Here is a 24,557-nt window from a genome sequence, read left to right as displayed (position 1 = left end):
TCACCATGATCCGCTCACGTACGACCGCACTGGCCACCCTGGCCGTGACCGCGCTCGCGCTGACCGCCTGCAGCGCAGGCAGCCTCGGCTCCAGCGACTCTGGCGGTGGCGGCGACGCCGTCACCCTCAACTTCCTCGTCGACAACGGGGAGCAGACGGTCAAGACCGCCGAGCAACTCGGCAAGGACTTCAGCGCCGCGAACTCCGGTATCACCGTCAAGGTCGAGACCCGTCCGGCCGGCAGTGAGGGTGACAACATCGTCAAGACCCGGCTGTCCACCGGCGACATGAGCGACGTGTTCATGTACAACTCGGGCTCGCTGTTCCAGGCGATCGCGCCGAAGAAGAACCTCGTCCCGATGGGCGACCAGCCCTGGGGCGCCGGGCTGGACGACAACTTCAAGAGCACCGTCACCGCCGACGGGCAGATCTACGGCGCGCCGTACGGCGGCTTCATGGGTGGCGCGATCCTCTACAACAAGCCCGTCTACGCCAGGCTCGGCCTGCAGATCCCGAAGACGTGGGCCGAGTTCATGGCCAACAACGCCAAGATCAAGGCGGCCGGGATCGCGCCGGTGATCCAGACCTACGGCGAGACCTGGACGTCGCAGCTGTTCGTGCTCGGTGACTTCCACAACGTCGCGGCGGCCGAGCCGGACTTCGCCGACAAGTACACCAAGAACCAGGCGAAGTACGGCACCTCGGCCGCGGCCCGGAAGGGCTTCGAGCACCTCCAGCAGGTGCACGACCTCGGCTACGAGAACAAGGACTTCGCCTCGGCCAAACTGCCGGACGGACTCAAGTTGCTTGCCCAGGGCAAGGGTGCGCACTACCCGATCCTGTCCGCGGTGGTCAGCGACCTGGCCGCCACCTACCCGGCGTCGACGAAGGATGTCGGCCTGTTCGCCATCCCCGGTGACGACGCCGCGAAGAACGGCCTGACCGTCTGGGCCCCGGCCGGCGTCTACGTCCCGACCAGTACGACCGGCGCCAAGCTCGACGCCGCCAAGAAGTTCCTGGCCTTCATCGCCAGCAAGGAGGGCTGTGACTCGCAGGCCAAGGCCGGTGCGGTGACCGGACCGTTCGCGGTCAAGGACTGCAAGCTGCCTGCCGACGTACCGCAGGTCGTTCAGGACATGCAGCCCTACATCGACAAGGAAGGCTCGTCGAGCCTCGCGCTGGAGTTCCTGTCGCCGGTGAAGGGACCCTCGCTGGAGCAGATCACGGTCGAGGTCGGCTCAGGCATCCGCAAGGCCGCGGCCGGCGCCTCCCTCTACGACGAGGACGTCAAGAAGCAGGCCCAGCAGCTCGGCCTGGCGGGCTGGTGAGCCGTGGCCACGACGTCGATCGACACGCCCACGAAGACGCGCGCAGCCGTCGCCGGACCCGATCGTGGCCGGCTGCGCAGCCCGTACTCGACCTGGTTCTACCTGCCGGCGGCGGTCGTCTACGGAGTGCTGTTCGCGATCCCGACCTTCGCCTCGTTCTACTTCAGCCTGACCCGCTGGAGCATCTTCGAGTCGAGGTTCATCGGGTTCGGCAACTTCGCCACGTTCTTCTCCGAGCCAGCCCTGGTGAAGGGCTTCACCAACACGCTGATCTATGCGGTCGTCACGTCCGGTACGAAGGTGGTCCTCGGGTTGTTGCTGGCGGTCCTGCTCACCTCGCAGATCGTCGCCCGCGGCTACCTGCGGTCGGTGGTCTTCTTCCCGGTGCTGGTCTCCACGATCGGCGTCGGCCTGACCTTCACCGTGTTGATGAACCCCGAGCGCGGGCTGATCAACAGCGCGTTGTCGGTGCTCGGGATCGACGGGCCGGGGTGGCTCACCGATCCGAAGTACGCGCTGTTGTCGGTGGCTCTCGTCGACGTGTGGAAGGGCGTCGGGCTGGCGACGCTGATCTACATCGCCGGGATCGTGTCGATTCCGGCGGAGTACCTGGAGGCGGCGAAGGTCGACGGGGCGACCGCCTGGCAGAGCTTCCGGCGGATCGTGCTGCCACTGGCCCGGCCGGCCACCGTGACGGTGATCATCTTGTCGCTGATCGGCGGGCTGCGATCGTTCGATCTGATCTGGGCGATGACGCGGGGCGGGCCCGGCTTCACCTCGGACGTGATCGCGTCGGTGATCTACAAGCAGTACCAGGCCGGGTTCTACGGCTTGTCGACCGCGGGCAACGTGGTGTTGTTCGTCGTGGTGACGGCGATCGTGCTGCCGTTGTCGCGGTTCCTCAACCGTAGGGAGGTGGACCTGTGAGCACCGCAGCCGTCGCCGGGCCCCGGCCACAGAAGAACTACCTGCTCAGCGTGGTGGCGATCCTGGTCTCGATCGTCGTCTTCCTGGTGCCGTTCGCGTTCATCGTGCTGACCGCGGTCAAAGACCGCCAGCAAGCCTCCCTGCTGGACTTCTCCTGGCCGCACCAGTTCCAGTTCGTCCAGAACTTCGTCGACGTGGTGCAGGCCCGCGACTACATGCTGATCATCGCGTTCATCAACAGCTCGATCCTGACGGTCGCCAGCGTGGCCGGGATGGTCGTGCTGGCCGCGATGGCGGCCTTCGTCCTGCAACGCAAGGCGAGCCGCTGGAACGGCCTGATCAACTTCCTGGTCCTGGCCGGGCTGATCATCCCGCCCGCGGTGGTGCCGACCATCTGGGTGCTGCAGCGGATCGGCCTGTTCCGGACGATGCCCGGCCTGATCCTGGTCGAGATCGCCTTCGGCCTGTCCTTCTGCGTCCTGCTCTTCCGGGCCTTCGTCGCCACCATCCCGCGCGAACTCGACGAGGCCGCCATCATCGACGGCGCCGGACCGCTCCGGCTGTTCTTCCAGGTGATCTTCCCGCTGCTGCGCTCGGTCATCGTGACGGTCGTGGTGGTCCAGTCGGTCGTCGTCTTCAACGACTTCGTCAACCCGCTGTACTTCCTGCCCGGCGACAAGAACGCCACCGTCCAGCTGACCCTCTACAACTTCTCCAGCCAGTTCACCACCCAGTACAACCTGCTGTTCATGAACATCCTGCTGATCACCATCCCGCCGCTGGTGATGTTCCTCTTCTTCAACCGCCAGATCGTCGCCGGCATGACCGCCGGCGCCGTCAAGGGCTGACGGGCTCAGCGGGGCTCTCTCCGTGCGTGGGTCTCGACCTGGGTGGCCAGGTGCTGGGCCAGGAGGCCCGCGACGGGGAGTGCGATCGAGCGTTCCCTGGCCGCGGCGACGACGTCCCAGAGATCCTTGCTCCACGGACGGTCGCGGAGCGGCGTACCGGCGGTGTCGTAGGCGGCGGCGATCCGGTCGAAGAAACCCCAGTTGCGGGTGACCCACGAATCGCCGGTGCAGGTCGCGACGGCGGCCAGCACCACCTGCTCCGGTACGTCGTACGCCGCGGTGAGGTCGAGCGCCTCCTGTACTCCGGCCAAGGCCGCGAACATCATCAACTGATTCGCCAACTTCACGGCCGCGCCGGCACCCGCTGGACCGGCGTGGATCACGTCGGCTGCCACCGAGTCGAGAACCGGGCGGACGTGCTCGAGCAGCTCGGCCCGCCCGCCGGCCATCACGGTCAGCGTCCCCGTCTGCGCACGCTCCGACCCACCGCTGACCGGGACGTCCAGGAAGCCGAGACCGTGGGCTCCCAACAGGCTCGCCAGCCGTTGTGCCGTGCCGGGCAGGATCGTGCTGTGCACCAGAACGGCTGTGCCCGGCACCAGTGCCGGGATCAACTCGTCCAGGAGCTGACTCACCGCCTCGTCGTCGGGCACGGCGATCGCGATCACCGCACAACCGGCCAGCCCTTTCGGCTTGCCGACGACCTCCGCCGCCAGATCGTCGGCCCTGGCAGGGTCACGGTCGTACACCGACAAGGTCCAGCCGTCCCGGATCAACGCCTGGCTCATCGGCCTGCCGAGGTTGCCCAGACCGGCGAAGCCGATCCGGTCGGAACGAGTCACCGCTGCGGGGGAAGGGGCCATGAGGAGCCTCCAGTTCACCTGACCGAGATGTCTGTGCTCTATCCCTCGACAATAGGCCGTCCAGCTGGGGAGCTCCCGGCGAGCGACCTTCAGAGCACGGTGGGCAACCGGCCGGCCAAGACCTCGTAGTTCTGCAGGCTGTTGTAGGCGTGCGCCGAGAGGCGGATGAACGGACGGCCGTCGAACGCCGTCAGGGTGATCTCGGCCTTCAGCTCTGCCGACACTCTCGCCTTGAGGGCCTCCCCCGCCTCCACACTGGGAATCCCGGCATAGGGCAGCTCTACCAGGCGCATGGTCGCCGCCGGATGGGCGACGTCGGCCACCGAGGTGCCGAGCGCCTTGGCGAGAACCTTTGCGCCCTCGTCGATCATCGTCGACAGCTCGGACCGGCGGCGCGGCCACTCCAGCTCTTCCAGCACCCGCAGGGACTCCGGCGCGGCGATCCACGAGGCGTAGTCGGCCGTGCCTTGCTGGTCGAAGCGTTCGGGGAGGCGTTCGTCGTACTCCGACCAGCTCACGATCAGCGGCAGGGTTCTGGTCCGCCACTGCTCGGCCACGACGAGACCGGCAGTCGCTCGCGGCGCGGCCGGCCATTTGTGGAAGTTGCCGGTCCAGAAGTCGGCGCCGTCCTCCGCGGGTGCGTCGAGCAGCGCCGGTGCGTGTGCTCCGTCGACGATCGACGGGATGCCCAGGGACCGGCACAACGCGGCGAGGCGCCGGATCGGGAAGACCATCGCGGTCGCCGAGCTGATCTGGTCGACGATGAGCGCTGCGGTCCGCTCGTCCAGCACGGCCTCGACGGCTGCGACCACGGCGTCGTCATCGGCCTCCAAGGGCACGTCGACGACGACTACCTCAGCCTGGTTGGCCTTGGCGAAGCGCTCGGCGGCGTACAGGACCGCGCCGTACGCGTGGTTGGTCAGCACGAGCTTGCTGCCTGCCGGGATCGGGATCGCGTTGAGCGCGGCGGTCACGCCCGCGCTGGCGTTGGGGACGAGCGCGAAGCCCGCCGGGTCGGTCTGCAGGTAGGCGGCCAATTTCAGCCGGCTGGCCGTCAGACGCTCCGGGACCGAGCGGAACCAGCGCATCGGGTTCGCCTCGGCCTCGGCGCGCAGCAAGGCCAGCAGCTCCTGCGTACGCCGCGGCACGGCGCCGAACGAGCCGTGATTGAGATGCAGCACGTCGGGGTCGAGGGTCCACAGGTCGGGGCGGGGGCTGAGTACCGTCACCAGCCAAACGGTACATACTTCTCGGCGTGTATCCCTATCTCGAGCACGACGGGCCGATCGCGATGGCCCACCGCGGCGGCGCTCTGCACCCGGACAACGTCGGCTACGAGAACTCGCTGCACGCCTTCGAGCAGGCGGTCGGGCTCGGCTACTCCTACATCGAAACGGACCTGCACGCGACGAGCGACGGTGTCGTGGTCGCCTTCCACGACCACCGGCTCGACCGTGTCACCGACCGCACCGGCGTGATCGCCGAGCTGCCGTGGTCCGAGGTGCGGCAGGCGAAGATCAACGGGCACGAGCCGATCCCGCTGCTGTCCGAAGTACTCGAGCACTTCCCCAAGACCCGCTTCAACCTCGACATCAAGGCCGACAACGGTGTCCAGGCGACCGCTCGGGTACTGCGCGAGCACGACGCGATCGACCGGGTCTGCGTCTCCTCCTTCTCCCAGGCCCGCGTCGACCTGATCCGCCGCGAACTGGGCGAGCGCCTGGCCACCGGTTTCGGGCAGCGCGAGATCGCCAGGCTTCGCTTCGCGCCGTACCGGATGGTCTCGCGCGGAGCCTGCCTGCAGATCCCCGAGTACTACGGACGCCTCCGCGTACTCACCCCTGGCCTGCTCCGGCGAGCACATGCCATCGGCAAGCAGGTGCACGTGTGGACAGTGGACGACCCGGCCGCGATGCACCGGCTCCTCGACGCCGGTGTCGACGGGCTGATCACCGACCGCACCGACCTGCTCCGCGACGTACTGATCGAGCGAGGGCAGTGGGTTAGCGGCTGAACACCTGCCACACTCCTCCGCATGGGAATTCTCTCGGCGCCGGCGAGTGTCGACAAAGGTGAGTACTGGGGCTTCAGCCTGTACGACTGGGCCAACTCCGGCTACGTCACGACGGTCGGCACGGTGCTCTTCGCGCCGTACCTGACCTCGGTCGCCGAGACAGCCGCCTGCGGCCGGGTCGGCACGACGGACGACCCGTGCACCACCAACCTGCACGTGCTCGGGCTCGGTATCTCGCCCGGCTCGCTCGCGTTCTACGTCGTCACGGTCGCGACGCTGCTCTCGGCGCTCATCCTGCCGATCGTCGGCGCGATCGCGGACCGGTCGGCGCGCAAGAAGCTGCTGATGTGCGGCTTCGCCTGGGCCGGTGCGCTCGCCGCCTGCTGCATGGTCTTCGTCACCGACGGGCGGTGGGCGCTCGGCGCGTTGCTGCTGTTCCTCGGCAACCTGTGTCTCGGGTCGTCGCTGGTGGTCTACGACTCGATCCTGATCGACATCGCCGGGCCTGACGACCGCGACGACGTGTCCTCGCGCGCGTGGGCGTTCGGGTATCTCGGCGGGTTCATCCTGCTGGCGCTCAACCTCGGCGTCGTCACCGCGCACGACGCGCTCGGCATGGACAAGGCGACCGCCGTCCGGCTGAGTCTGCTCAGTGCGGGGCTCTGGTGGGGGCTGTTCACCTTCATCCCGTACCGCAAGCTCAAGAACCGGCCGCCGGCGAACGTCGTACCGGTGGGTGGCGGGAGCCTGATCCGGCAGAGCTTCGGGCAGCTGTTCGCGACGCTGAAGCACGTGCGGACGTACCCGATGACGTTGCTGTTCCTGGTCGCGTACCTGTTCTTCAACGACGGCATCCAAACTGTCATCTCGGTCTCGTCGACGTACGGCGAGAAGCAGCTCGGGTTCGAGACGCAGATCCTGATCATGACGATCCTGCTGGTCCAGTTCATCGCGTTCTTCGGGGCGCTGGCCTTTGGGCGGTTCGCCCGGAAGTACGGGACAAAGAACACGATCATGGGCGGGCTGGTGGTCTGGATGGTGATCGTGATCGCCGGCTTCCTGCTGCCGGCGCACCAGATCGCGCCGTTCCTGGCCATGGGCGCCGCGATCGGGATCGTGCTCGGCGGAACGCAGGCGCTGTCCCGGTCAGCCTTCAGCCAGCTGATCCCCCGCGGGCGTGAGGCGGAGTACTTCAGCCTGTACCAAGCGGGCGAACGCGGTACGTCGTGGCTCGGCACGCTCGTCTTCGGCCTGGTCCACCAGATCACCGGCTCCTACCGGCCGGCGATCGTCGCCCTCGGACTCTTCTTCGTCATCGGCCTGGTCCTGCTCGCCCGCGTCGACATCCGCCGCGGCATCACCGAAGCCGGCAACACCCAACCGACCGTACTGGTCTAAGTGGGCAGCGGCCGGACGTCGACGATCTACTTCATCACCAACGTCGAACTCACCCGCTGCACCCCGGCAGACCGATCGCCAATGCACTACGCCCAGCCCAACCAGCGCCACGCGATCCACGGCCAGGGGTCAACCTCTGACCGCGGGGTTAGCCCACCGTCAGACCAATGGGCGAACCCCCCAAGGCGAAGTCAACCCCTGCTCCGAACCGGCGGCGTCAGGGGGCGGTTGGCCCTACGTCGGCGGGGTTGAGGGGGCGTCGTACCGGCTGGGTGGTGGAGTATTCGTCGGCGCCTACGTCGTACGGGGCGGTGCGGGGGTGGCCGTCCAGGTCGTCGGGGACCTCGCTGGTGTGGTTGACGGTTGCTGCGTTGATGGCGGCGCTGCCTGAGCCCAGGCGGTAGATGCCGTCAGTGCCGGCGGTCAGCTTGGGGTCGGCTCGGGTGTAGCCGGTGGTGGGGAGGTTGCCGTTGGAGGCTGTGCCCCAGAGGATGTTGCCGGACCAGGTGATGCCTTGCTGATAGGGCATGTCGGTGAGAGAGCCGGACGAGCCGACCAGGAGGTTGTCGGTGATCTTGCAGGCCAGCGGCGGGATGGTGCGTTGGCTTTCGCCGGCGATCGCGCCGTTGTTGTTGCGCAGCGTGTTGAGAGTGATAGTCACCCGGTCCGGAGCGTCGTTGCCCTTGCGAGAGGTGTCCGACTCACCGGGGGTGTGGTCGCGTTCCGAGCCGCTGCCCAAGACGATGCCGGCACTCCCGACATCGCCTACGTAGTTGTTGATGATGAGGTGATCGTTGCCGTAGATCCGGATCCCGTTCTCGCCGGACAGCAGATAGTTGCTCTCCACCCGGTTCGCGTTCCCGTGCCGCAGGACGATGCCGCCCTTGGACGAGCGCACCGTGTTGTACCGGATCTTGCTGCCCGACGACTTCACCGAGATCGCCTCGGGATCGCCGTTCACCCGCTCGAACAGGTTGTACTCGACTGTCGCGTCGGCGGTGGCCAGCGCGCGACTGCTGACCCCGAGCCGGATCGGCTCGCCACCGTTGTCGCCGGTGAACGAGTGGTCCCGGAAGTGGTTGCGCAGGACGTACGTCCGCTGCGCGATCACATCGTCGCCGGACGGGCCGTCTATCACCAGGTAGCAGCCTGCCGTGGACTTGTCGTGGAACACGTTCCGGTCGACCTTCACGTCGTTGCCGCGGACGACGACCGAGTGGCCGGCCGTCGAGGCGAGCTGGAAGTCGTTGCGGGTCAGCCGGAGCCGGGAACTGTTCGCCGCCAGGTCCAGGGTGACGCTCTGCCGGAAGTTGAAGCCGCTGATCGTGACGTACGACGAGTTGGCGAAGACGAAGGTCTGGCTGCCGGTCAGCGTCACCTCGCCCCTGGTCTCGGCCTGGATGGTGATCGGGGCGGAGCTGGTTCCGTTCCGTCCGGTGATCGTGATCGGCGAGTTCACGGCGTACGTCCCGTTGGCCAGCGTGATCGTCGTACCGGCGGTCGCGGAGTTGATGGCGGACTGGAGCTGGGACAGGGAAGTGACCAGGGCAGTCGCCTGGGCGCCTGCCGATCTCGGTCTGGGTAGCTCGACGGCGGCGACCGCTGCGACAGCGGCACCGCCGATCAGAAAGGCACGACGATCCATGGCAAGTCTCCTCAACCGTTGGGGCGGTACAGCTTGCGGTACTCGCTCGGCGTCACCGAGCTGACTTGACGGAACACCTTGGAGAAGTACGACTGGTCCATCCCGACCTCGGCCGCGATCTCCTCCATCGGCCGGGTCGTCGAGGCGAGCTCGCGTTGCGCCCACTCGATCCGAACCCGTTTGATGTACTGCTTCGGCGACAACCCGAACTCCGTGCGGAAGCGCCGGACGAACGTCGCCAGGTCCTGCCCGAAGTGCGCGGCCAGCTCCTCGACCGACAACGCGGTGCCCAGGTTCTGCTGGATGTACTGGACGACGCTGGTCTCCTCGGTCTGCTGCTGCGCCAGCCGCACCGACCCGGCCGGCGCGCTGTCCAGGTAGTGCGCGAACAGCGCGGTCAACGCGGACCGCAACCGCAACGGCGTCGCCAGACTCGGCGGATCACGGTCGGCCGCGCCGACCTGCTCGAACAGCACCGCCGCCTCTTCCGGCGCCTTGCTCGGCACGATGTAAGGCAAGGACAGCAGCTCACCGATGTCCCGGTCGCCGATCAGCGCGGAGAAGTGCAGCCAGTGCTTGCGGAAGACGTCGTCGCTGATCGTCTCGTACGAGACCGGTACGTCGGCCGGCAGATAGCAGAGCTCCCCCGGCTTCGGGTACAGCTCCTGCTCCCCCACGACCAGCCGGCCCTCGCCTTCGAGGATCAGGTACAGCCGCGAGAACGGATCGGGCTGCAACGGGCGTGACCATTCGCGGTGCACCTTGGTGATCCTCGCGGCGACGACGAGATCCAGCCGGAGCCGGTCCAGATGCGTCCGGATCAACTCGTCCTCCCGCCGGGTGCTGACTTGGGTCTTCATCACGCGAGCGGCCCGACCTCGGCGGCGGTCAGCGGGCGCAGTACCGGACGCCGCCGCGAGTACTCGTCTGCCCCGACATCGACCCGGCCGGTACGCCGGTCGCCGTCCAGGTCGAAGTCGACATCGCGGTACCGCCGGCTGGCGGCGTTGATCGCCGGGCTGCCCGCGGTGAGCCGGCGAATCCCGTCCACTCCCGCCGCCAGCTTCGGATCCGCCCGGAAGAAGCTGCCCGCCGGAGCGTTCCCGTCCGTCGCCGCGCCCCAGTGCAGGTTGCCCGCCCAGCTGATGCCCTCCTGGAAGGGCATGTTCACGTGTTGCCCGTTGTCAGCCACCAGGAGATTGTCGGTGATGATGCAACCGAGCGGCGGCAGCGTCCGGTGGCTCTCGCCACTGATCGCGGTCGTGCTGTCCAGGACGGTGTTCAGCGCGATCAGCACATTGTCCGGCGCGTCGTTGCCGCGCCGGGACTGCGGCGTCTCGCCCGGCAGGTGGTCGCGCACGCTGCCGCTGCCGAGCACGATGCCCGAGCCGGCGATCCGCTCGAGATAGTTGTTCACGACGTAGTGGTCGTTGCCGTAGATCCTGATCCCGTTCCTGCCCGCCAGCAGGTAGTTGCCCTCGACCCAGTTCGCGTTGCCGTGCCGCAGCACGATCCCGCCGAGGCTGTCGCGGATCGTGTTGTGCCGGATGATGTTGCCGGTCGACTTCACCGAGATCGCCTCCGGGTCGCCGTTGGCGCGCTCGAACAGGTTGAACTCGACCAGCGCGCCGGCCTTCGACAACGCCCGCGGGCTGACCCCGAGCCGGATCGGCTCGCCGCCGTTGTCGCCGGGGAAGCTGTGGTCGCTGAAGTGGTTGCGACAGATGTGCACCCCGGTCGCCATCTCGTCGGTCCCGGCGCCCTCGACGCCGAGGAAGATGCCCAGCGTCGTCTTGCCGTGGAACGCGTTGTGGTCGATCGTCGAGTGGTCGGCGCGGACCATCACCCAGTGCAGGCCCTCGATGTCGGCCAGCTGGAAGTCGTTGCGGGTGAGCCGGATCCGACGGCAGTCCGGCGGGAGGTCCAGCGTCGTGCTCTGCCGGAACCCGAACCCGCTGAGCGTGATGTCCGACGACCCGGTCAGCACGAAACTCTGCTCGCCGGTCAGCACCACCCCGCCCGGCGACTCGGCCCTGATGGTGATCGGCCGTTCGGGCGCGCCGCGCTTGCCGGTAATCGCGATCGGCGCCCCGGCCGGTACGGGATAGTGGCCGTCGGCAACGGTGATGACCGTGCCCGGTACGGCGGTGGCGAGCGCACGGCGCAATTCGTCGAGCGTCCGGACGTACCGGCGATCGCGGCGATCGGCGGCGGCGGGCAACGTGGCGGTCATGGCGACACCTGCCAATCCGGCGGCTGTGCCGGCGGCGAGAAAGGTACGGCGGTTCATGGGTTCTCCCCAGAGGCGGTTGGTGAGAGGAACAGTTCGATGACCGGTACTGCGACCTCGGGGCGGCGTACCGGAAGTTCGAGAGTCAGCGTCCCGGGCGGCTGGGCGCCGGGCTGGGTGTTCTCCGCGACGCGACTCGGGTCGGGCTCGATCAGGTGGATCTCCGAGGCGTCCGAGAGCAGTTGCGCGTAGGCGACCCGGCCGGCCAGGTCAGGCAGGTGCACGTGCTTGAAGGGCCAGCTGAACAGGTGCAGGTAGAGCCGCTCGCCGTTCTGGGTGTAGCGGGCATCGGGCGGAGCGACGAACTGCGAAGCCCCCGCGCCGCGGATCGACCGCTCGTGCAACCGCATCCAGTCGCCGATCGCGGCGAGTGTTCCCTCGGCGATCGGATCGATCAGCCCGCGGCCGGTCGGGCCGACGTTGAGCAACAGGTTACCGTCCTTCGAGACGCCGTCGATCAGCATCCGGACGAGCAGATCGGGACTCTTGTAGTCGAAGTTGTCCCGGTCGTAACCCCAGCTCCCATTGAGGGTCTGGCACGCCTCCCAGGCGATCGGCCCGTCCGGCCCCTCCATCGGTCCGGCCGGCTGGTATTGCTCCGGCGTCACGAAGTCACCAGGCAGCCCGGTCCGGTCGTTGACCAGGATGTCCGGCTGCAACTCGCGAACCATCGTGAGCAGCTCCTCGGAGCCCCAGTCCGCCGCGCCCTTGCCGCCCCACCACAGGTCCGAGCGGCCGGCGTACGAGAAGTCGAAGAAGAGATAGTCGATCTGCCCGAAGTCGGTCAGCAGTTCCCTGACCTGACCGTGCAGGTACTTCCGGTACTCCGCGATGTCGCGAGGCTGCCGCTTCGCGTCCTCGTCATCGCGCTGCGGGTGCACCCCGTCGATCGGGAACGACGGGTGATGCCAGTCGATCAGCGAGTGGTAGAAGCCGACCTTGAGCCCCTCGGCCCGGCACGCGTCGACGAACGGCTGGAGAAGGTCCCGGCCGTACGGGGTGTTCGTGACCTTGTACTCCGTCAACGCGCTGTCCCACAGACAGAACCCGTCGTGGTGCTTCGTCGTCAGCACGACGTACCGCATCCCCGCGCGTCGGGCCGACCTCGCCCACTCGCGCGGGTCGTACAGGTCGGGGTCGAAGCGTTCGAAGTACCGGTCGTACTGCGCATCCGTCATCCGCTCGCGGTTCTTGACCCACTCGTGCCGGGCCGGCAGCGCGTACAGGCCCCAGTGGATGAACATGCCGAACCGGTCGTGCCGGAACCACGCCTTGGACATCGGGCATCAGCCTTTCAGGGCGCCGGCGGTCAGGCCGCGGGCGAAGGAGCGCTGGAAGAAGAGGAACACCGTCACCGATGGAAGCAGCGCGAGCAAGGACGCCGCCATCACCACGCCGGGCGTGACGACCGGGTCGATCCGGAGCGTCCGCAGCGCGAGCGGAAGGGTGTAGGCGTTCGAGTTGGTTGCCACCAGCAACGGCAGCAGGTACTGGTCCCAGATCATCGTGAAGCCGAACACCCCGATCACGCCCAGCGCCGGCTTGCACAGCGGCAGGATGATCTGGGCGAAGATCCGGAACTCGCCGGCCCCGTCGATCCGGGCCGCCTCCTCCAGCTCACGCGGCACGTCCTTCATGAACTCGGTCATCACCAGGATCGAGAACGCCCACGCGCCGAGCGGCACGATCATCCCGGCGAGCGTGCCCATCAGGTTGAGATGCACGAGCGGCAGATCGGCCAGCACGAGCGTCAGCGGCAGCGCGAGGATCTCCTCGGGCAGCATCATGGTGGCCAGGATCGCGACCATCACCAGCGTCATGAAGCGGAACCTCTTGCGGGCCAGGGCGTAGCCCGCAAGAACGGAGACCGCGACCTGCAGCAGCAGCCCGAAGCCGACGACGAAGAACGAGTTCGCCAGATAGCGCAGCACGCCGTGGTCGAACGCGACCCGGAAGTTGTCCAGCGTCGGGCTCTTCGGCAGGATGCTCAGCTGGGTCGGGTCGGAGACGTGGTTGAACGAGCTGACCAGCAGCGCGAGCAACGGCCCGGCGAAGACCACGAACAGTCCCGTGTAGACGACGAACTTGATCGCGCGAGCAACAGGACCCTTCTGCTCGGTCAGGCCGAGGGCGGTCTCGGTGGCGGCGCTCATGCGGTTCTCCTTCTCCGGAGCAGTTGCACGCACACGGTCAGCACGAGCGTGGCGATGAACAGCAGCACGGCGCCGGCCGAGCCCACACCGAGCCGGTTCTGTTCCAGCCCCAGCTTGTAGATCAGCGTCATCACGACCTCGGTCGAGCCGTTCGGGCCGCCGTTGGTCAGCAGGAAGACCTCGGTGAAACTGCGGAACCCACGGACCGCCGCGAGTACGAACAGGATCGCGAACACCGGCCGCAGACCGGGCAGCGTGACATGCAGGATCCGCTGCCTCGTCGACGCACCATCAACCGTCGCAGCCTCGTACAGGCCGCGGTCGATCCCCGCCAGCCCGGCCAGGAAGATCATCATGTCGTACGGCGCGCCACGCCAGATCCCCGTGACCGCGATGGAGGCGAGCGAGGTGTCCGGGTCGTTGATGAACCCGGACGGACCCAGCCCGATCAGGCCGAGCAGCTGGTTGAGCAGGCCGTCACTCGTCGGGTGGTACATGATCCGCCAGAGCTCGGCGACCACGGCGATCGGCACGACGACCGGCAGAAACGCCGCCGACCGGATGAAGGTGAGCTTGCGGGTCTGGCCCTCCACCAGCAGGGCCAGCCCGAAACCGAGCACCATCGAACCGAACGTCTGGCCGATCGCCAGCACGACCGTGTTGCCGATCGCCGAGTGGAAGCTGTCCGACGACAGGATCTCGCTGTAGTTCGCCGTCCCGGCCCAGGTGTTGCCAAGGTACGGCCGGACCTCCTGCACCGACATCGAGACGGCCTGCGCCATCGGGATGAACTTGAAGTACAGGAAGAGGATCAGCGCCGGGGCGAGGAACAGCCACGGGATCCACCACTGGCCGCCTCTTCTGCGGGGCCTGGTGGTCTGTTTGTGCGGCCGGGGTGCTGCTCTCGGTGGAGCGGCTTCCTGCACGCTCACGATGCCGCGATGCCTTGCTTGCTGAGGGCCGCGGCGAGCTTGCCGTCGAGGGTGGACATCTCGGTCTCGAGGTTCAGGCCGCAGTCGGCGATCAGGGCGTTGATGGTGTCGGCCGAGTCCTGCCGGATCGGGGTCCAGTTCGGGATCGACGGCGCGTACCGGGCGTGGTCGCGGTAGACGTCGGCGTACACCTTCCAGCGCGGGTCACTGCGGACCGTGGTGACGTCGACGCTCTTGTTGACCGGCAGTTGCACGTTGAAGGCCTTCTCGCCCTGCATGCCGACCTTCTGCCCCTCGGCGGAGATCACGTAGGAGGCGAACGCGTCCTGCGCAGCCTGGTTGGCCGAGCCGGCCATCAGGTAGACGCTGCCGCCCTCGGCGAGCACGGTCGAGTCCTTCGCGCCCTTGGGAACCGGTACGACCTCGTACTTGTCCTTGCCGAGCGATTTGTCGAAGCGCGGCATCAGGTACGGCCCGACGACGTACATGCCGGTCTTGCCGGCCTCGAACGTCTCGTTGGTCGGAGGCGTGTCCATCGTCGCCGCGCCCGGCTGGATGACCCGGTCGGTGCACGCGAGGTCGCGGAACCACTTCACCGCGGCGGTCGACTCCGGCGTCGACATCGCCGGTTTGTAGTGCCCGTCGGCCTGCTTCACGATGAAGTCGCCACCGGCGCCCCAGAGGAAGTTGGAGAAGTACCAGGACGCGTACCCACGCTTGGTGGACCCGGGAACGGCCAGCCCGTACGTGTCGTTCTTGCCGTTGCCGTCCGGGTCCTGCGTGGTGAACGCCTTCGCCAGGGCGGTGAACTGGTCCAAGGTCTTCGGCACGGGCAGCCCGGTCTTGGCCCGCCAGTCCTTGCGGATCAGCAGGGCGCTCGCCTGCGCGGAGTACGGGACGCCGTAGACCTTGCCGTCGCCGGCCGTCGCGGACGCCAGCGCCGAGGCGAGCAGCTGGTCGGTCCCCGGCACCTTGCTCAGGTCGACCTCGCGGACGATCCCCTGGCTGACCATCGTGCCGAGCTGGGAGGAGTCGTTCATGACGATGTCCGGCAGGTCCTTCTGCGCGGCCCGCTGCGACAGCTTCGTCTCGAAGTCGTCGAAGATCGCGGTCACCGTCACCTTGCGCCCGGTCTTCGCCTCGAACGCGGCGGCGATCTTCTTCATCCCCTTCTCGCCATCCCCGCCCGGCGTCGTCCGCGTCCACAGCTCCAGCGCGGCATTCGGATCCTGCTTCACCTCAGCCGCCCCGCTGGTGCCGCAACCACCGACGGCCAGCACCGCTCCCAACCCCAGAGCAACCCATGTCAACGCCTTGCCCATGCCGTCTTCTCCTGTCGACGAAGAGGCGATTTGTACTTTTTGCGCCTCATTTCGTCGGAAGATAGCGCTTTCCAAGCCAGCCCGTCAATGATCCGAGCCCCCGCCGCCGGTGAGAGCGCGACCACCGGGTGCGGCGCCGGCACCGCCTCGGTTGGCGCGTCGAGGACGGCGCCAGCGCCATTGCGCTGGTGGGGTGGGGGCGGCGCCCGCGCGTTCGGCTAGCGGCTTGAGGGGGTGGTGTTGGGGTTGCGGCCGAAGCCGGTTTCGCCTTCGCGGACGGTGCGGGCGGTGAGGGTGCCGTCCGCCGTCTCACCGCTGACGATGACCTGCTGACCGGCCTTGAGGTCGGCGGCCGAACCCTGCGTGGTCGTGGTGATCGCGGTGTCGCCGGTGAGCTTGACCGTGACGTCGCCGTTCTGCGTCTTCACGACCAGCTGGGAACTGGAGGCCGACACCACCGTACCGATCGCGGCACTCCCCTGGCCGCCACCAGGTAGTTGCCCTTGGCCACCACCACGGAAGCCGCCATAGCCGCCGGCACCACGCCCACCACCCGGACCGGCCGCGGCCGGCTTCGTGTCCTTGGCGAAGGCGGCGTGCAGTCCGGCGCCCCCGGCCAGGCCGATCGCCAGGACGACCACGCCGGCCAGCACGGCCGTTGCCGCCGGCAAGTTCAGCGTCTTCTTCGGTTTCAGCGCTTCGCCGACCTCTTCGTCGGTACCGATCTGCGCGAACTCGTCATCGGGGTGCTGCGTGCTCATGGCTGGTCCTTCTTACTCGTGGCGGAGTGCATCGATGGGACGGAGACCGGCAGCCCGATGGGCGGGCATGCTGCCGAAGAACAGGCCGACGGCAGCGGAGACGCCGAAGGCGAGAGCGATCGAAGATGGCACCAGCACGGGCTGTACGCCGGCCAACTGGAACCGGCTGACGATCAGCGCGGCGACCACGCCGACCGCACCGCCGATCAGGCTGAGCAGCGTCGCCTCGATCAGGAACTGGCCGAGGATCGTCCGCCGCCGGGCGCCGAGCGCCTTGCGGATGCCGATCTCGCGAGTCCGCTCCGTGACGGTGACGAGCATGATGTTGGTGACGCCGATCCCGCCGACGATCAAGCTGATCGCTGCCACCGTCGCCAGCAGCGCGGTGAACGTCGCGGCCGTGTCCTGGCTGGTCTGCAGGATCTGCGCGGAGTTCTGGATCCGGAACGGCGAGGTCGTCGTGGCCGGCACCTGATGCCGCGCGGTCAGCAACTGGGTGACCTCGGCCTGCGCGGTGTCGACCCGTTCCTTGCTGGTCGCCTGGACGACGATCTGCGACAGCGGGCCGTACCCGGCCTGCGTCTCGCGCAGCGTGCTGATCGGCACGATCACGGTCGCGTTCGGATCGGTGAACCCGGCCGCGTCCTTGGCCGCCAGCACGCCCAGTACGTCGAACTCGACCGCGCCGAGTTCGATCGTCTGCCCGACCGCCGAGTTGGCCCGGCCGAACAACTCGGTCGCTGCCGTCTGTCCGAGCAGCACGACCCGCTGCGAGCTGTCCACGTCCTGCTTGGTGAACGCCCGGCCGACCCCGACCGGTGTGTTCGTCGCCGGCAGGTACTCCGGGGTCGTACCGATCAACTGGCTGACGGAGTAGCTGACATCGCCGTTGGTCGCCGTCCCACCGGAAGCCGTCATCACCGGCGCGACGGCTGCCACGTCGGGAGCGAGCCGGTCATCGGACAGCGCGTCGGCATCGGCCATGGTCAGGCTGTACTGCTGCGCCGACGGGCCGGCCTGCCCACGTGCGAAGCCACCACCTCCCCCGGTCGTCGACACGGTCAACAGGTTGGTACCCAGCGCTTCGAGCCGGTTCTGCACCGCCTTCCCCGAGCCGTTGCCGACAGCAACCAGCACGATGACGGCACCGACGCCGATGGCCACACCGAGCACGGTGAGCAGCGAGCGGAGTTTGTTCGCGCCGAGACCGCGCAGGGCGGCCCCGAGCAGGTCGCGAGGTGACATCAGCCGGTCACCTCATCGGCGACGATCCGCCCGTCCGCGACCCGGATCAGCCGCCGAGCCCGCCGCGCCACCTCGTCCTCGTGGGTAATCACCACGACGGTCCGGCCCTCGGCGTTCAGCTCGTCGAACATACCCAGTACTTCGTCTGTCGACTGTGCGTCCAGGTTGCCGGTCGGCTCGTCGGCGAGCAGGATCCGCGGCCCGGTCGCCAGCGCCCGCGCGATCGCCACCCGCTGCTGCTGACCACCGGACAGCTGGTTCGGCCGATGGTCCTCGCGATCCGACAGCCCGACCAGCTCCAGCGCCCGCCGCGCACGCCGGCGCCGCTCGGCCTTCTTCAGGTGCGCGTAGGTCAGCGGCAGCTCCACGTTCGCCAGCGCCGAGGTCCGCGGGATCAGGTTGAACGACTGGAAGATGAACCCGATCTTGCGTCCACGAACGAGCGCCTGCTGGTCCTCCGACAGCCGGGCCACCTCGGTCCCGTCCAGCCAGTACTCGCCCCGGCTCGGTACGTCGAGGCAGCCGAGGATGTTCATCAAGGTCGACTTTCCGGACCCGGACGAGCCCATCACCGCGACGTACTCGCCGGCATCCACCCGCAGCGACACCCCGCGCAGCGCGTGCACGGCGGTCTCCCCCATGCCGTAGGTCTTGGTGACGCCCCGGATCTCGATCAGGCCATCAGCGGCCACGATTCGCCCCCGCACCAGTACCTGCGCCTGGGAACTGCCCGCTACCGCCACCTGGGAACTGCCCGGTACCACCGCCAGGGAACTGTCCCGTGCCGCCGGCTCCATTCCGTCCCTGCCCCTGCCCGGTCCCAGTCGCACCGATCGCGCCCTGGATCAGCTCGATCGAGTCGCCTTCGTCGAGCCCCGAGGTGATCTGCGTGAAGCTTCCGCCCTGGACGCCGATCTGCACCTCGCGGCTGCCGGATCCGTTGGCCATCGTCACCGTGTGCGTGGTCCCGTTCGTCACGATCGAGGTCGTCGGCACGTAGAGGACGTTGGTCGCCTTCGCCGTCTGCACGGTCACGTTCGCGGTCTGCCCGATCCGCGCCGACGCCGGCACCTTGGCCAGCGTGAACGTCGCCGAGTACGAGACCACGCCGTTCGTCGTCGTGGGAGTCGGCGAGACCGAGGTCAGCGTCGCCGTGAGCGTGCTGCCCGGCTCGGCGTTGAGGGTGACCGTGGCAGCCTGCTTGGCCTTGATCTTGACCGCGTCCGCCTCGGGGAAGGACGCGACCACCTGCAGCGTCTTGAGGTCGGCGATGTCCACGAAGCCGGTACCGGCCGCGCTGCTCGTCGTGGCGCTCGAACCGCCACCAGTCGAGCCCTGCCCAGTCGTACCGGTACCTGTCGAACCCGTAGAACCCGACCCGCTCGAGCCACCCGCGACAGAGCCGACGGAGCCGTTGATCGCGGTGATGGTGCCCGCGATCGGCGCCTTCAACGTGGTGTTGGTGACGTCGGACTGGGCGGCCTCGAGGTTCTGGTCGGCCTGTTCCTTGTCCGCCTTCGCGCGGGCCAGGCTCGCCTCGGCGTTGGAGACGGCGACCTCAGGACTCTGCCCTTGGCTCTGCGTCTGGGTCTGCGTCTGCTGCCCAGGGGTCGGCGTGGGGGTCGGCTCGGCCGCTGCCTCGTCAGCCGCTTCCTTCGCGTCCTCCGCGTCGTCCAGGCTCTCCTGGGCCGCGGTCACGGAGTTCGCCGCCGCGATCTGGTTCTGCTCGGCGATCCGCACTTCGCGCTCCGCGGCCGCCGGATCGATCCGCGCGATCGCCGCGCCCTTGGCCACCACCTGGCCCACCTTCACCAGGACGGCCGTCACCGTGCCCGACGTCGCGAACTGCGGGGACGCCGTCTGCGAACTCTGCAGGGTCCCGCTCGAACTCACCCCCGCGGTCACGTCGCCGCGGGCGACGGTCACCGTCGGCCGGGTGGTACCGGCCGCTTCCGACTCGCCGCGGAAGAAAAGCAGATAGGCGGCTGTTGCAACAGCCAGAACGATGGCCACCAGGGCAACGTTCAGCATGCTGAGCCCACGGAGTTTGTGCCGTGGGAGGAGACTGACTTTGGTCACGGACGCAGACGCTAGGGCTCGTTACTGAGGAATGGATCGGGCCTTCCTGGCAACTGGCTGTGAAGATCAGGCGGCACGGGCACTGTGGTCTGCGACACACAGTGATTTGTGAACACCTGATGACAGGGCGTGATGACGGTGCTGTCAGGTGCGTACCTGGAGCTCGGGCATGCCAAAATGGGAATGATCCGGGTCGGCCGACCGTTGTCTCGGATGACGAATCTCGGAGGTTTGACATGTCTAATCGCGTTCTGCGTGGTTCGGGGCTGGGTGGGGTCAGCTTCGAGGATGACCGCGGCGTCGAGTTCGCGCCGCGTCAGATGATCACTTACGACTGCCCCCGCGGGCACGTGGTCGAGGTAACCATGGCGCACGACGCCGAGGTGCCGGCGATCTGGGAGTGCCCGCACTGCGGCAGCGAGGCCGCCCGCTCGACCGGTGAGAAGCCGGAGCCGAAGCAGGAGAAGCCGGCCCGGACGCACTGGGACATGCTGCGCGAGCGTCGCAGCATCTCCGAATTGGAGGAGCTGCTCGCCGAGCGCGTGGCGTTGCTCCGGTCCGGCGAGATCGGCCCGGCGCACCTGCACCGCGCCCCTCGTGCGACCGGCAAGCGCAGCGCCTGAAACAAACTCCAGAACGGGCCGTCACCACTGTGGTGACGGCCCGTTCGGTGTGTCCGGCCCGGTTGGCCGCATTCGGCCAGTCCGCCGCGACGTCTTGTTGCCGCAGAGAGTGGCCCTCTACCTTCTGAAACGATTCATGCGACTCGTTGACGGAGGACTCACATGGTTGCCAAGGTCATCGCCACGGTGTGCACGTGGGCTCTGTTGACGTTCGGGTTGGCGGTTCCGGCCACCGCGGAGACTCTCGCCACGGCATCGCCGCCCACGGCATTGCGAGTGGCAGGGCAGACGGCCGACGCGCTCGTCGACGCCGAGCACCCGACGCTGTCCTGGGTGGTCAACGACTCTGGTCGAGGGCAGGCTCAGACCGCGTACCAAGTGAGGCTGTCCGACGTACCAAGTGACCGTGGCAGCGACCGGCCGCTGATCTGGGACTCGGGACAAGTCGACTCCGCCGAATCGACCGGTGTCCTCTACGCCGGCCCCGCGCTCAAGGCAGACCACACGTACGAGTGGGTAGTGCGCACCTGGAACCGGAACGGCCAGGCCTCCCCCTGGTCAGGTGCCAGCCGCTTCGACGTCGGCCCGATGACGGTGCGCGACTGGACCGGCTCCTGGCTCAAGGCGCCCTCCGGCTCACTGCTCCGCCGGTCCTTCGAGCTGGCCAAGCCGATCGCCCGCGCACGCCTGTACGTCGGTGCGCAGGGACTCGTCGAGCCACACCTCAACGGATCCCTGGTCGAGCCGAAGCAACTGCTCGACTCCTCCGTCACCGACTACGCGAAGCGGGTCGCGTACCGCGCCTTCGACGTCACCAATCACCTTCACCAAGGTCGCAACGCGCTGGCCGTCATGCTGGGCAACGGTCAGCACCCGGGTCAGCCGGCCTTCGTCGCCCAGCTCTCGGTGACCTTCACCGACGGCACCCGGACGACGATCGCCGGCGATGCGGCTTGGCGCACTGCCGCCGGGCCGGTCACCCGGGACGACTTCTACTTCGGCGAGAGCTGGGACAACCGCAAGCTCCCCAAGGGCTGGGACAGCGCGGCGTACGACGACAGTTCGTGGGCTCTCGTGCCGGTGTACTCGCCGATCTCCGGCCCGGTCAGTCTCGCCTTGCACCAGCCGGTGACCGCGTCGGACGAGACCGCGTGCTGCGGCTGGTCCCGGACGAACCTTGTGGACGGCATCACCACCTCCGTCGCCGGGAGCGAAGGCTTCCACTCGGCCATCGCGACCAGCGCGGACACGGCCAAATCGGTGCAGGTGGATCTTGGCAGCAGCCAGCCGATCGCCGGTGTCACGCTGTATCCGGCGAGGCCGACCAACGACCCCGCCGGTGACTTCCCCGGCGCAGGCTTCCCGGTCCGGTACAAGGTCGAGGTCAGCGACGACCCGGCCTTCGCCACGGCGACGACTGTTGCCGACCGCACCGATTCCGACCAGCCGAACCCCGGTACTGCTCCGGTCTCCCTCAGCACGACGGCCACCGGGCGCTATCTGCGCGTCACGGCGACCAAGCTGGCGTGCCGCGACACGAGTTGCACCTTCCGGCTGGCTGAGCTCAGTGTCTTCGGACCACACCCCGAGCTGTCGTGGGCGCTGGCCGGGCTCGAGGCCGACACCACTCCCCCGACCCGGATCATCACCACCGTCGGTCCGAAGAAGATCACCACACCGGCCACGGGAGTACAGGTCTACGACTTCGGCCAGAACTACTCGGGTCAGGTGACGCTGCGCGCCGACGCCCCGGCCGGTACCAAGGTCACCATCACCAAGGGCGAACTGCTCGACGCGAGCGGCCGGGTGAGCACGGCCAACATCAGCTTCTACCCCACCGACACCGGCCGCCAGGTCGACGACTACACCTTCGACGGCTCCGGCAGCCAGACCTGGATGCCCCGGTTCAACTACGCCGGCTTCCGGTACGCCGAAGTGTCCGGCCTCCCAGCCGGCACCAAGGCCGACGTTCTCGCCCAGGTCATCCACAACGACGTCGCCACGACCGGCTCGTTCAGCACGTCGAACCCGCTGCTCAACCAGATCCAGAACGCCCTGGTCCGGACCCAGCTCAACAACCTCCAGGGCATGCCGCTCGACTGCCCGACCCGTGAGAAGCGCGGCTGGCTGGGCGACGCCGGTGACAGCGACGCCGAGGCGATGGCGAACCTCGACCTGCAGTCGTTCTACGCCAAGTGGTCCGGCGACATCCGGACGAGCATCAATCCCGATGGCAGCGTGCCGTCGGTGTCGCCCGATCAGGGCGAGGGGCCCGGCCGGTTCTTCACCGACCCGGCGTGGGGCACGGCGTACCCGCAGGTCGTCTGGGACAGCTACACGCAGTACGGCGATACGAGTGTGCTCCGGGACAACTACGCCCATCTCAAGGGCTGGGTCGACTATCTCGCCACCATCAGCAACGACCGGCACATCGTCACGAACGCTCCCGGCTCGTGGGGCGACGACTGGCTGTCGACGGTGAGCACCCAGCACGTCTACTTCCAGACGCTCTTCTACATGATCGACAGCCGCATCCTCCGCGACACCGCCGAGGTCCTGGGCAACTCGGCCGACGCGGCGAAGTACCGGCAGCTGGCCGAGGCGATCCAGGCCAGCTTCACCGCCGAGTACTTCGATGCTGCGACGAACAAGTACGCCCCGAACACCCAACTGGCCTACGCGATGCCACTGGCCCTCGGGATCGTCCCGGCCGGGCATGAGCAAGCAGTGCTGGACCGCCTGGTCGCGGATCTGGCCGGCCACGGCAACCACGTGACCACCGGCTTCGTCGGCACGAAGTACGTGTACCAGGCGCTCGGCAAATACGACCGCAACGATGTCGCGCTGGCCATCTCCGAGCGCGTCGACTTCCCGAGCTTCGGCTACATGCTGAAGAACGGTCCCGGCACCATCTGGGAGAGCTGGGTGAACTCGTCGGCTCCCAACGGCACCTCGTCCAAGGACCACATCGGCCTCGCCGGCTCGATCGGCCAGTGGTACTACGAGCAACTGGCGGGCATCCAGCCCGGCACACCGGGCTGGCGCTCGTTCACCCTCGCGCCGAGCGTGGTCGGTGACCTCACCCACGTGACCTCTTCACAGCAGACCGTCCGTGGACTGGTGGAGAGCTCCTGGCAACGCTCGGGCAGCAACCTCACGTACCACGCCGTCGTCCCCGTAGGCAGCACGGCGACGATCGAGCTGCCACTGCTCGGCGGCTCTTCCTCGACAGTCCGCGAAGGCGATCAGACTCTCTGGTCGGCTGGACATCCGGCCGGCCAGGTCGCCGGACTGACCGTTGGCTCCGCCACCGAGAAGTCGCTGCGCCTCACCGCGGGCTCAGGCGACTACACGTTCACCGTGACAGCGCCGGGTACGCCGATCACCGCCCTCACGATCACCTCCGGCGGGAACCCGGCGCCGATCGTCGCCGGGCAGAGCGGCGACGTCAACCTGCTCGTCGAAGGGCGTTCGACCAGCGGCGGTACGGCACGAATCACCACCGACGCGCCGGCGGGCTGGACTGTCCAGGCACCGGCGATTCCCCTGACACCCGCCCAGACGGCCACTCTTGCGACGCTGCACTTCGCCGTACCGGCTGGCGTTCGAGGTGGGCAGTATCCGGTGACGGTGACGGTCACGGCTCCCGACGGCACTCGGGTCACGGCCACTGTCGAAGTACTGGTGTTCGGGAGTTGGCCAGCCGGCACGGCGGCGGCCGCGTCGAGTGAGCATGCCCCGAACGAGGTAGGCGGCATGACGCGCACCTACCTGGCGGCCAACGCGCTCGACGGCGATCCGGCGACGTTCTGGAACGACGACACCGCGAACGCCTACCCCGACAGCCTCACGGTCAGCTCACCGACCGCGGTGGAAGTGCGGGGCGTGGGGCTGACGTCGCATCCCGACGGCGTTCTGACCGACTTCGCCGTCCAGACCTGGGACGGCACGCAATGGTTGACCCAGGCAACCATCACCGGGAACACGGCGGTCTCCCGCTGGATCCCGTTCACCGCGCCCGTCAGCACCACCAAGGTGCGCGTCCAGGTCACCGGTGCTCAGGCCTCCTTCAGCCGGATCGCCGAACTCACGCCCTAGTAGTAGACGGGGCCGGCACCGCCGGCCCCGT

The 24,557-nt window shown here is 68.0% G+C and carries 20 protein-coding genes; 7 read left to right on the top strand and 13 right to left on the bottom strand.

Annotation, left to right across the window (positions count from 1 at the left end; all coding sequences use genetic code 11):
- Positions 1-5: 5 nt before the first annotated feature.
- The 3 genes from ACIA12_RS06380 to ACIA12_RS06370 are packed head-to-tail and all read left to right on the top strand — an operon-like array spanning position 6 to position 3,103.
- The gene (locus tag ACIA12_RS06380; RefSeq protein WP_396365747.1) at positions 6-1,328 is read left to right on the top strand and encodes an ABC transporter substrate-binding protein; all 1,323 of its coding nucleotides are present in this window, start codon (positions 6-8) and stop codon (positions 1,326-1,328) included.
- Positions 1,329-1,331: 3 nt separating this feature from the next.
- Positions 1,332-2,255: a carbohydrate ABC transporter permease gene (locus ACIA12_RS06375; RefSeq protein WP_396365746.1), complete on the top strand. Its 924-nt coding sequence runs from the start codon at positions 1,332-1,334 to the stop codon at positions 2,253-2,255.
- Positions 2,252-3,103, top strand: a complete 852-nt coding sequence (locus ACIA12_RS06370; protein WP_396365745.1) for a carbohydrate ABC transporter permease — start codon at positions 2,252-2,254, stop codon at positions 3,101-3,103. Before ACIA12_RS06375 ends, ACIA12_RS06370 begins: the two co-directional genes overlap by 4 nt.
- A gap of 5 nt (positions 3,104-3,108) precedes the next feature.
- Here ACIA12_RS06370 and ACIA12_RS06365 read toward each other — a convergent pair whose 3' ends face one another.
- Both ACIA12_RS06365 and ACIA12_RS06360 read right to left on the bottom strand, forming a co-directional pair.
- A complete protein-coding gene (locus ACIA12_RS06365) occupies positions 3,109-3,966 on the bottom strand; it encodes an NAD(P)-dependent oxidoreductase (RefSeq protein ID WP_396365744.1) in 858 nt (285 codons plus the stop codon).
- Positions 3,967-4,055: 89 nt separating this feature from the next.
- Positions 4,056-5,195: an aminotransferase class V-fold PLP-dependent enzyme gene (locus ACIA12_RS06360; RefSeq protein ID WP_396365743.1), complete on the bottom strand. Its 1,140-nt coding sequence runs from the start codon at positions 5,193-5,195 to the stop codon at positions 4,056-4,058.
- Between the two features lie 26 nt (positions 5,196-5,221).
- Here ACIA12_RS06360 and ACIA12_RS06355 point away from each other — a divergent pair, with 26 nt between their 5' ends.
- Together ACIA12_RS06355 and ACIA12_RS06350 are read left to right on the top strand one after the other, a co-directional pair.
- Positions 5,222-5,980, top strand: coding sequence for a glycerophosphodiester phosphodiesterase (locus tag ACIA12_RS06355; RefSeq protein WP_396365742.1), 759 nt, complete (start codon positions 5,222-5,224; stop codon positions 5,978-5,980).
- A 21-nt stretch (positions 5,981-6,001) separates the two neighbouring features.
- Complete coding sequence (locus ACIA12_RS06350; protein ID WP_396365741.1) at positions 6,002-7,378, top strand: MFS transporter; 1,377 nt, start codon at positions 6,002-6,004, stop codon at positions 7,376-7,378.
- A gap of 217 nt (positions 7,379-7,595) precedes the next feature.
- Here the strand turns inward: ACIA12_RS06350 and ACIA12_RS06345 are convergent, their stop codons facing one another.
- From ACIA12_RS06345 to ACIA12_RS06295, 11 genes are all read right to left on the bottom strand, one after another.
- On the bottom strand, positions 7,596-9,023 hold the full coding sequence (locus ACIA12_RS06345) for a polysaccharide lyase 6 family protein (RefSeq protein ID WP_396365740.1): 1,428 nt from the start codon (positions 9,021-9,023) through the stop codon (positions 7,596-7,598).
- 11 nt (positions 9,024-9,034) lie between these two features.
- Positions 9,035-9,883, bottom strand: a complete 849-nt coding sequence (locus tag ACIA12_RS06340) for an AraC family transcriptional regulator (protein ID WP_396365739.1) — start codon at positions 9,881-9,883, stop codon at positions 9,035-9,037.
- Positions 9,883-11,313: a polysaccharide lyase 6 family protein gene (locus ACIA12_RS06335; RefSeq protein WP_396365738.1), complete on the bottom strand. Its 1,431-nt coding sequence runs from the start codon at positions 11,311-11,313 to the stop codon at positions 9,883-9,885. The genes ACIA12_RS06340 and ACIA12_RS06335 overlap by 1 nt, the downstream gene beginning before the upstream one ends.
- Positions 11,310-12,593 (bottom strand): alpha-L-fucosidase, encoded by a 1,284-nt coding sequence (locus ACIA12_RS06330; RefSeq protein WP_396365737.1) that lies wholly within the window; start codon positions 12,591-12,593, stop codon positions 11,310-11,312. The genes ACIA12_RS06335 and ACIA12_RS06330 overlap by 4 nt, the downstream gene beginning before the upstream one ends.
- Before the next feature lie 6 nt (positions 12,594-12,599).
- The gene (locus tag ACIA12_RS06325; protein ID WP_396365736.1) at positions 12,600-13,466 is read right to left on the bottom strand and encodes a carbohydrate ABC transporter permease; all 867 of its coding nucleotides are present in this window, start codon (positions 13,464-13,466) and stop codon (positions 12,600-12,602) included.
- The gene (locus ACIA12_RS06320) at positions 13,463-14,398 is read right to left on the bottom strand and encodes a carbohydrate ABC transporter permease (protein ID WP_396365735.1); all 936 of its coding nucleotides are present in this window, start codon (positions 14,396-14,398) and stop codon (positions 13,463-13,465) included. The genes ACIA12_RS06325 and ACIA12_RS06320 overlap by 4 nt, the downstream gene beginning before the upstream one ends.
- Positions 14,395-15,720 (bottom strand): ABC transporter substrate-binding protein, encoded by a 1,326-nt coding sequence (locus tag ACIA12_RS06315; RefSeq protein WP_396365734.1) that lies wholly within the window; start codon positions 15,718-15,720, stop codon positions 14,395-14,397. Before ACIA12_RS06315 ends, ACIA12_RS06320 begins: the two co-directional genes overlap by 4 nt.
- 218 nt (positions 15,721-15,938) lie before the next feature.
- Positions 15,939-16,481 carry a hypothetical protein gene (locus ACIA12_RS06310; RefSeq protein WP_396365733.1) on the bottom strand — a complete coding sequence of 181 codons (543 nt, stop codon included), beginning with the start codon at positions 16,479-16,481 and terminating at the stop codon, positions 15,939-15,941.
- A gap of 12 nt (positions 16,482-16,493) precedes the next feature.
- Positions 16,494-17,726 (bottom strand): ABC transporter permease, encoded by a 1,233-nt coding sequence (locus ACIA12_RS06305; protein ID WP_396365732.1) that lies wholly within the window; start codon positions 17,724-17,726, stop codon positions 16,494-16,496.
- The gene (locus ACIA12_RS06300; protein ID WP_396365731.1) at positions 17,726-18,418 is read right to left on the bottom strand and encodes an ABC transporter ATP-binding protein; all 693 of its coding nucleotides are present in this window, start codon (positions 18,416-18,418) and stop codon (positions 17,726-17,728) included. Before ACIA12_RS06300 ends, ACIA12_RS06305 begins: the two co-directional genes overlap by 1 nt.
- Positions 18,408-19,805: an efflux RND transporter periplasmic adaptor subunit gene (locus ACIA12_RS06295; RefSeq protein WP_396365730.1), complete on the bottom strand. Its 1,398-nt coding sequence runs from the start codon at positions 19,803-19,805 to the stop codon at positions 18,408-18,410. The genes ACIA12_RS06300 and ACIA12_RS06295 overlap by 11 nt, the downstream gene beginning before the upstream one ends.
- Positions 19,806-20,041: 236 nt before the next feature.
- Between ACIA12_RS06295 and ACIA12_RS06290 the strand changes: the two genes are divergently transcribed.
- Entirely contained in the window at positions 20,042-20,428 is a 387-nt protein-coding gene (locus ACIA12_RS06290) for an RNA polymerase-binding protein RbpA (RefSeq protein ID WP_328323489.1), read from the top strand.
- A 162-nt stretch (positions 20,429-20,590) separates the two neighbouring features.
- The gene (locus ACIA12_RS06285; RefSeq protein ID WP_396365729.1) at positions 20,591-24,526 is read left to right on the top strand and encodes a family 78 glycoside hydrolase catalytic domain; all 3,936 of its coding nucleotides are present in this window, start codon (positions 20,591-20,593) and stop codon (positions 24,524-24,526) included.
- Positions 24,527-24,557 lie beyond the last annotated feature (31 nt).

This window comes from Kribbella sp. NPDC051620, from assembly GCF_044453825.1.
Lineage (GTDB): Bacteria > Actinomycetota > Actinomycetes > Propionibacteriales > Kribbellaceae > Kribbella.
The sequence above is the reverse complement of the archived record's forward strand: the minus strand, read 5'-3'. Positions and strand labels throughout refer to the sequence as shown.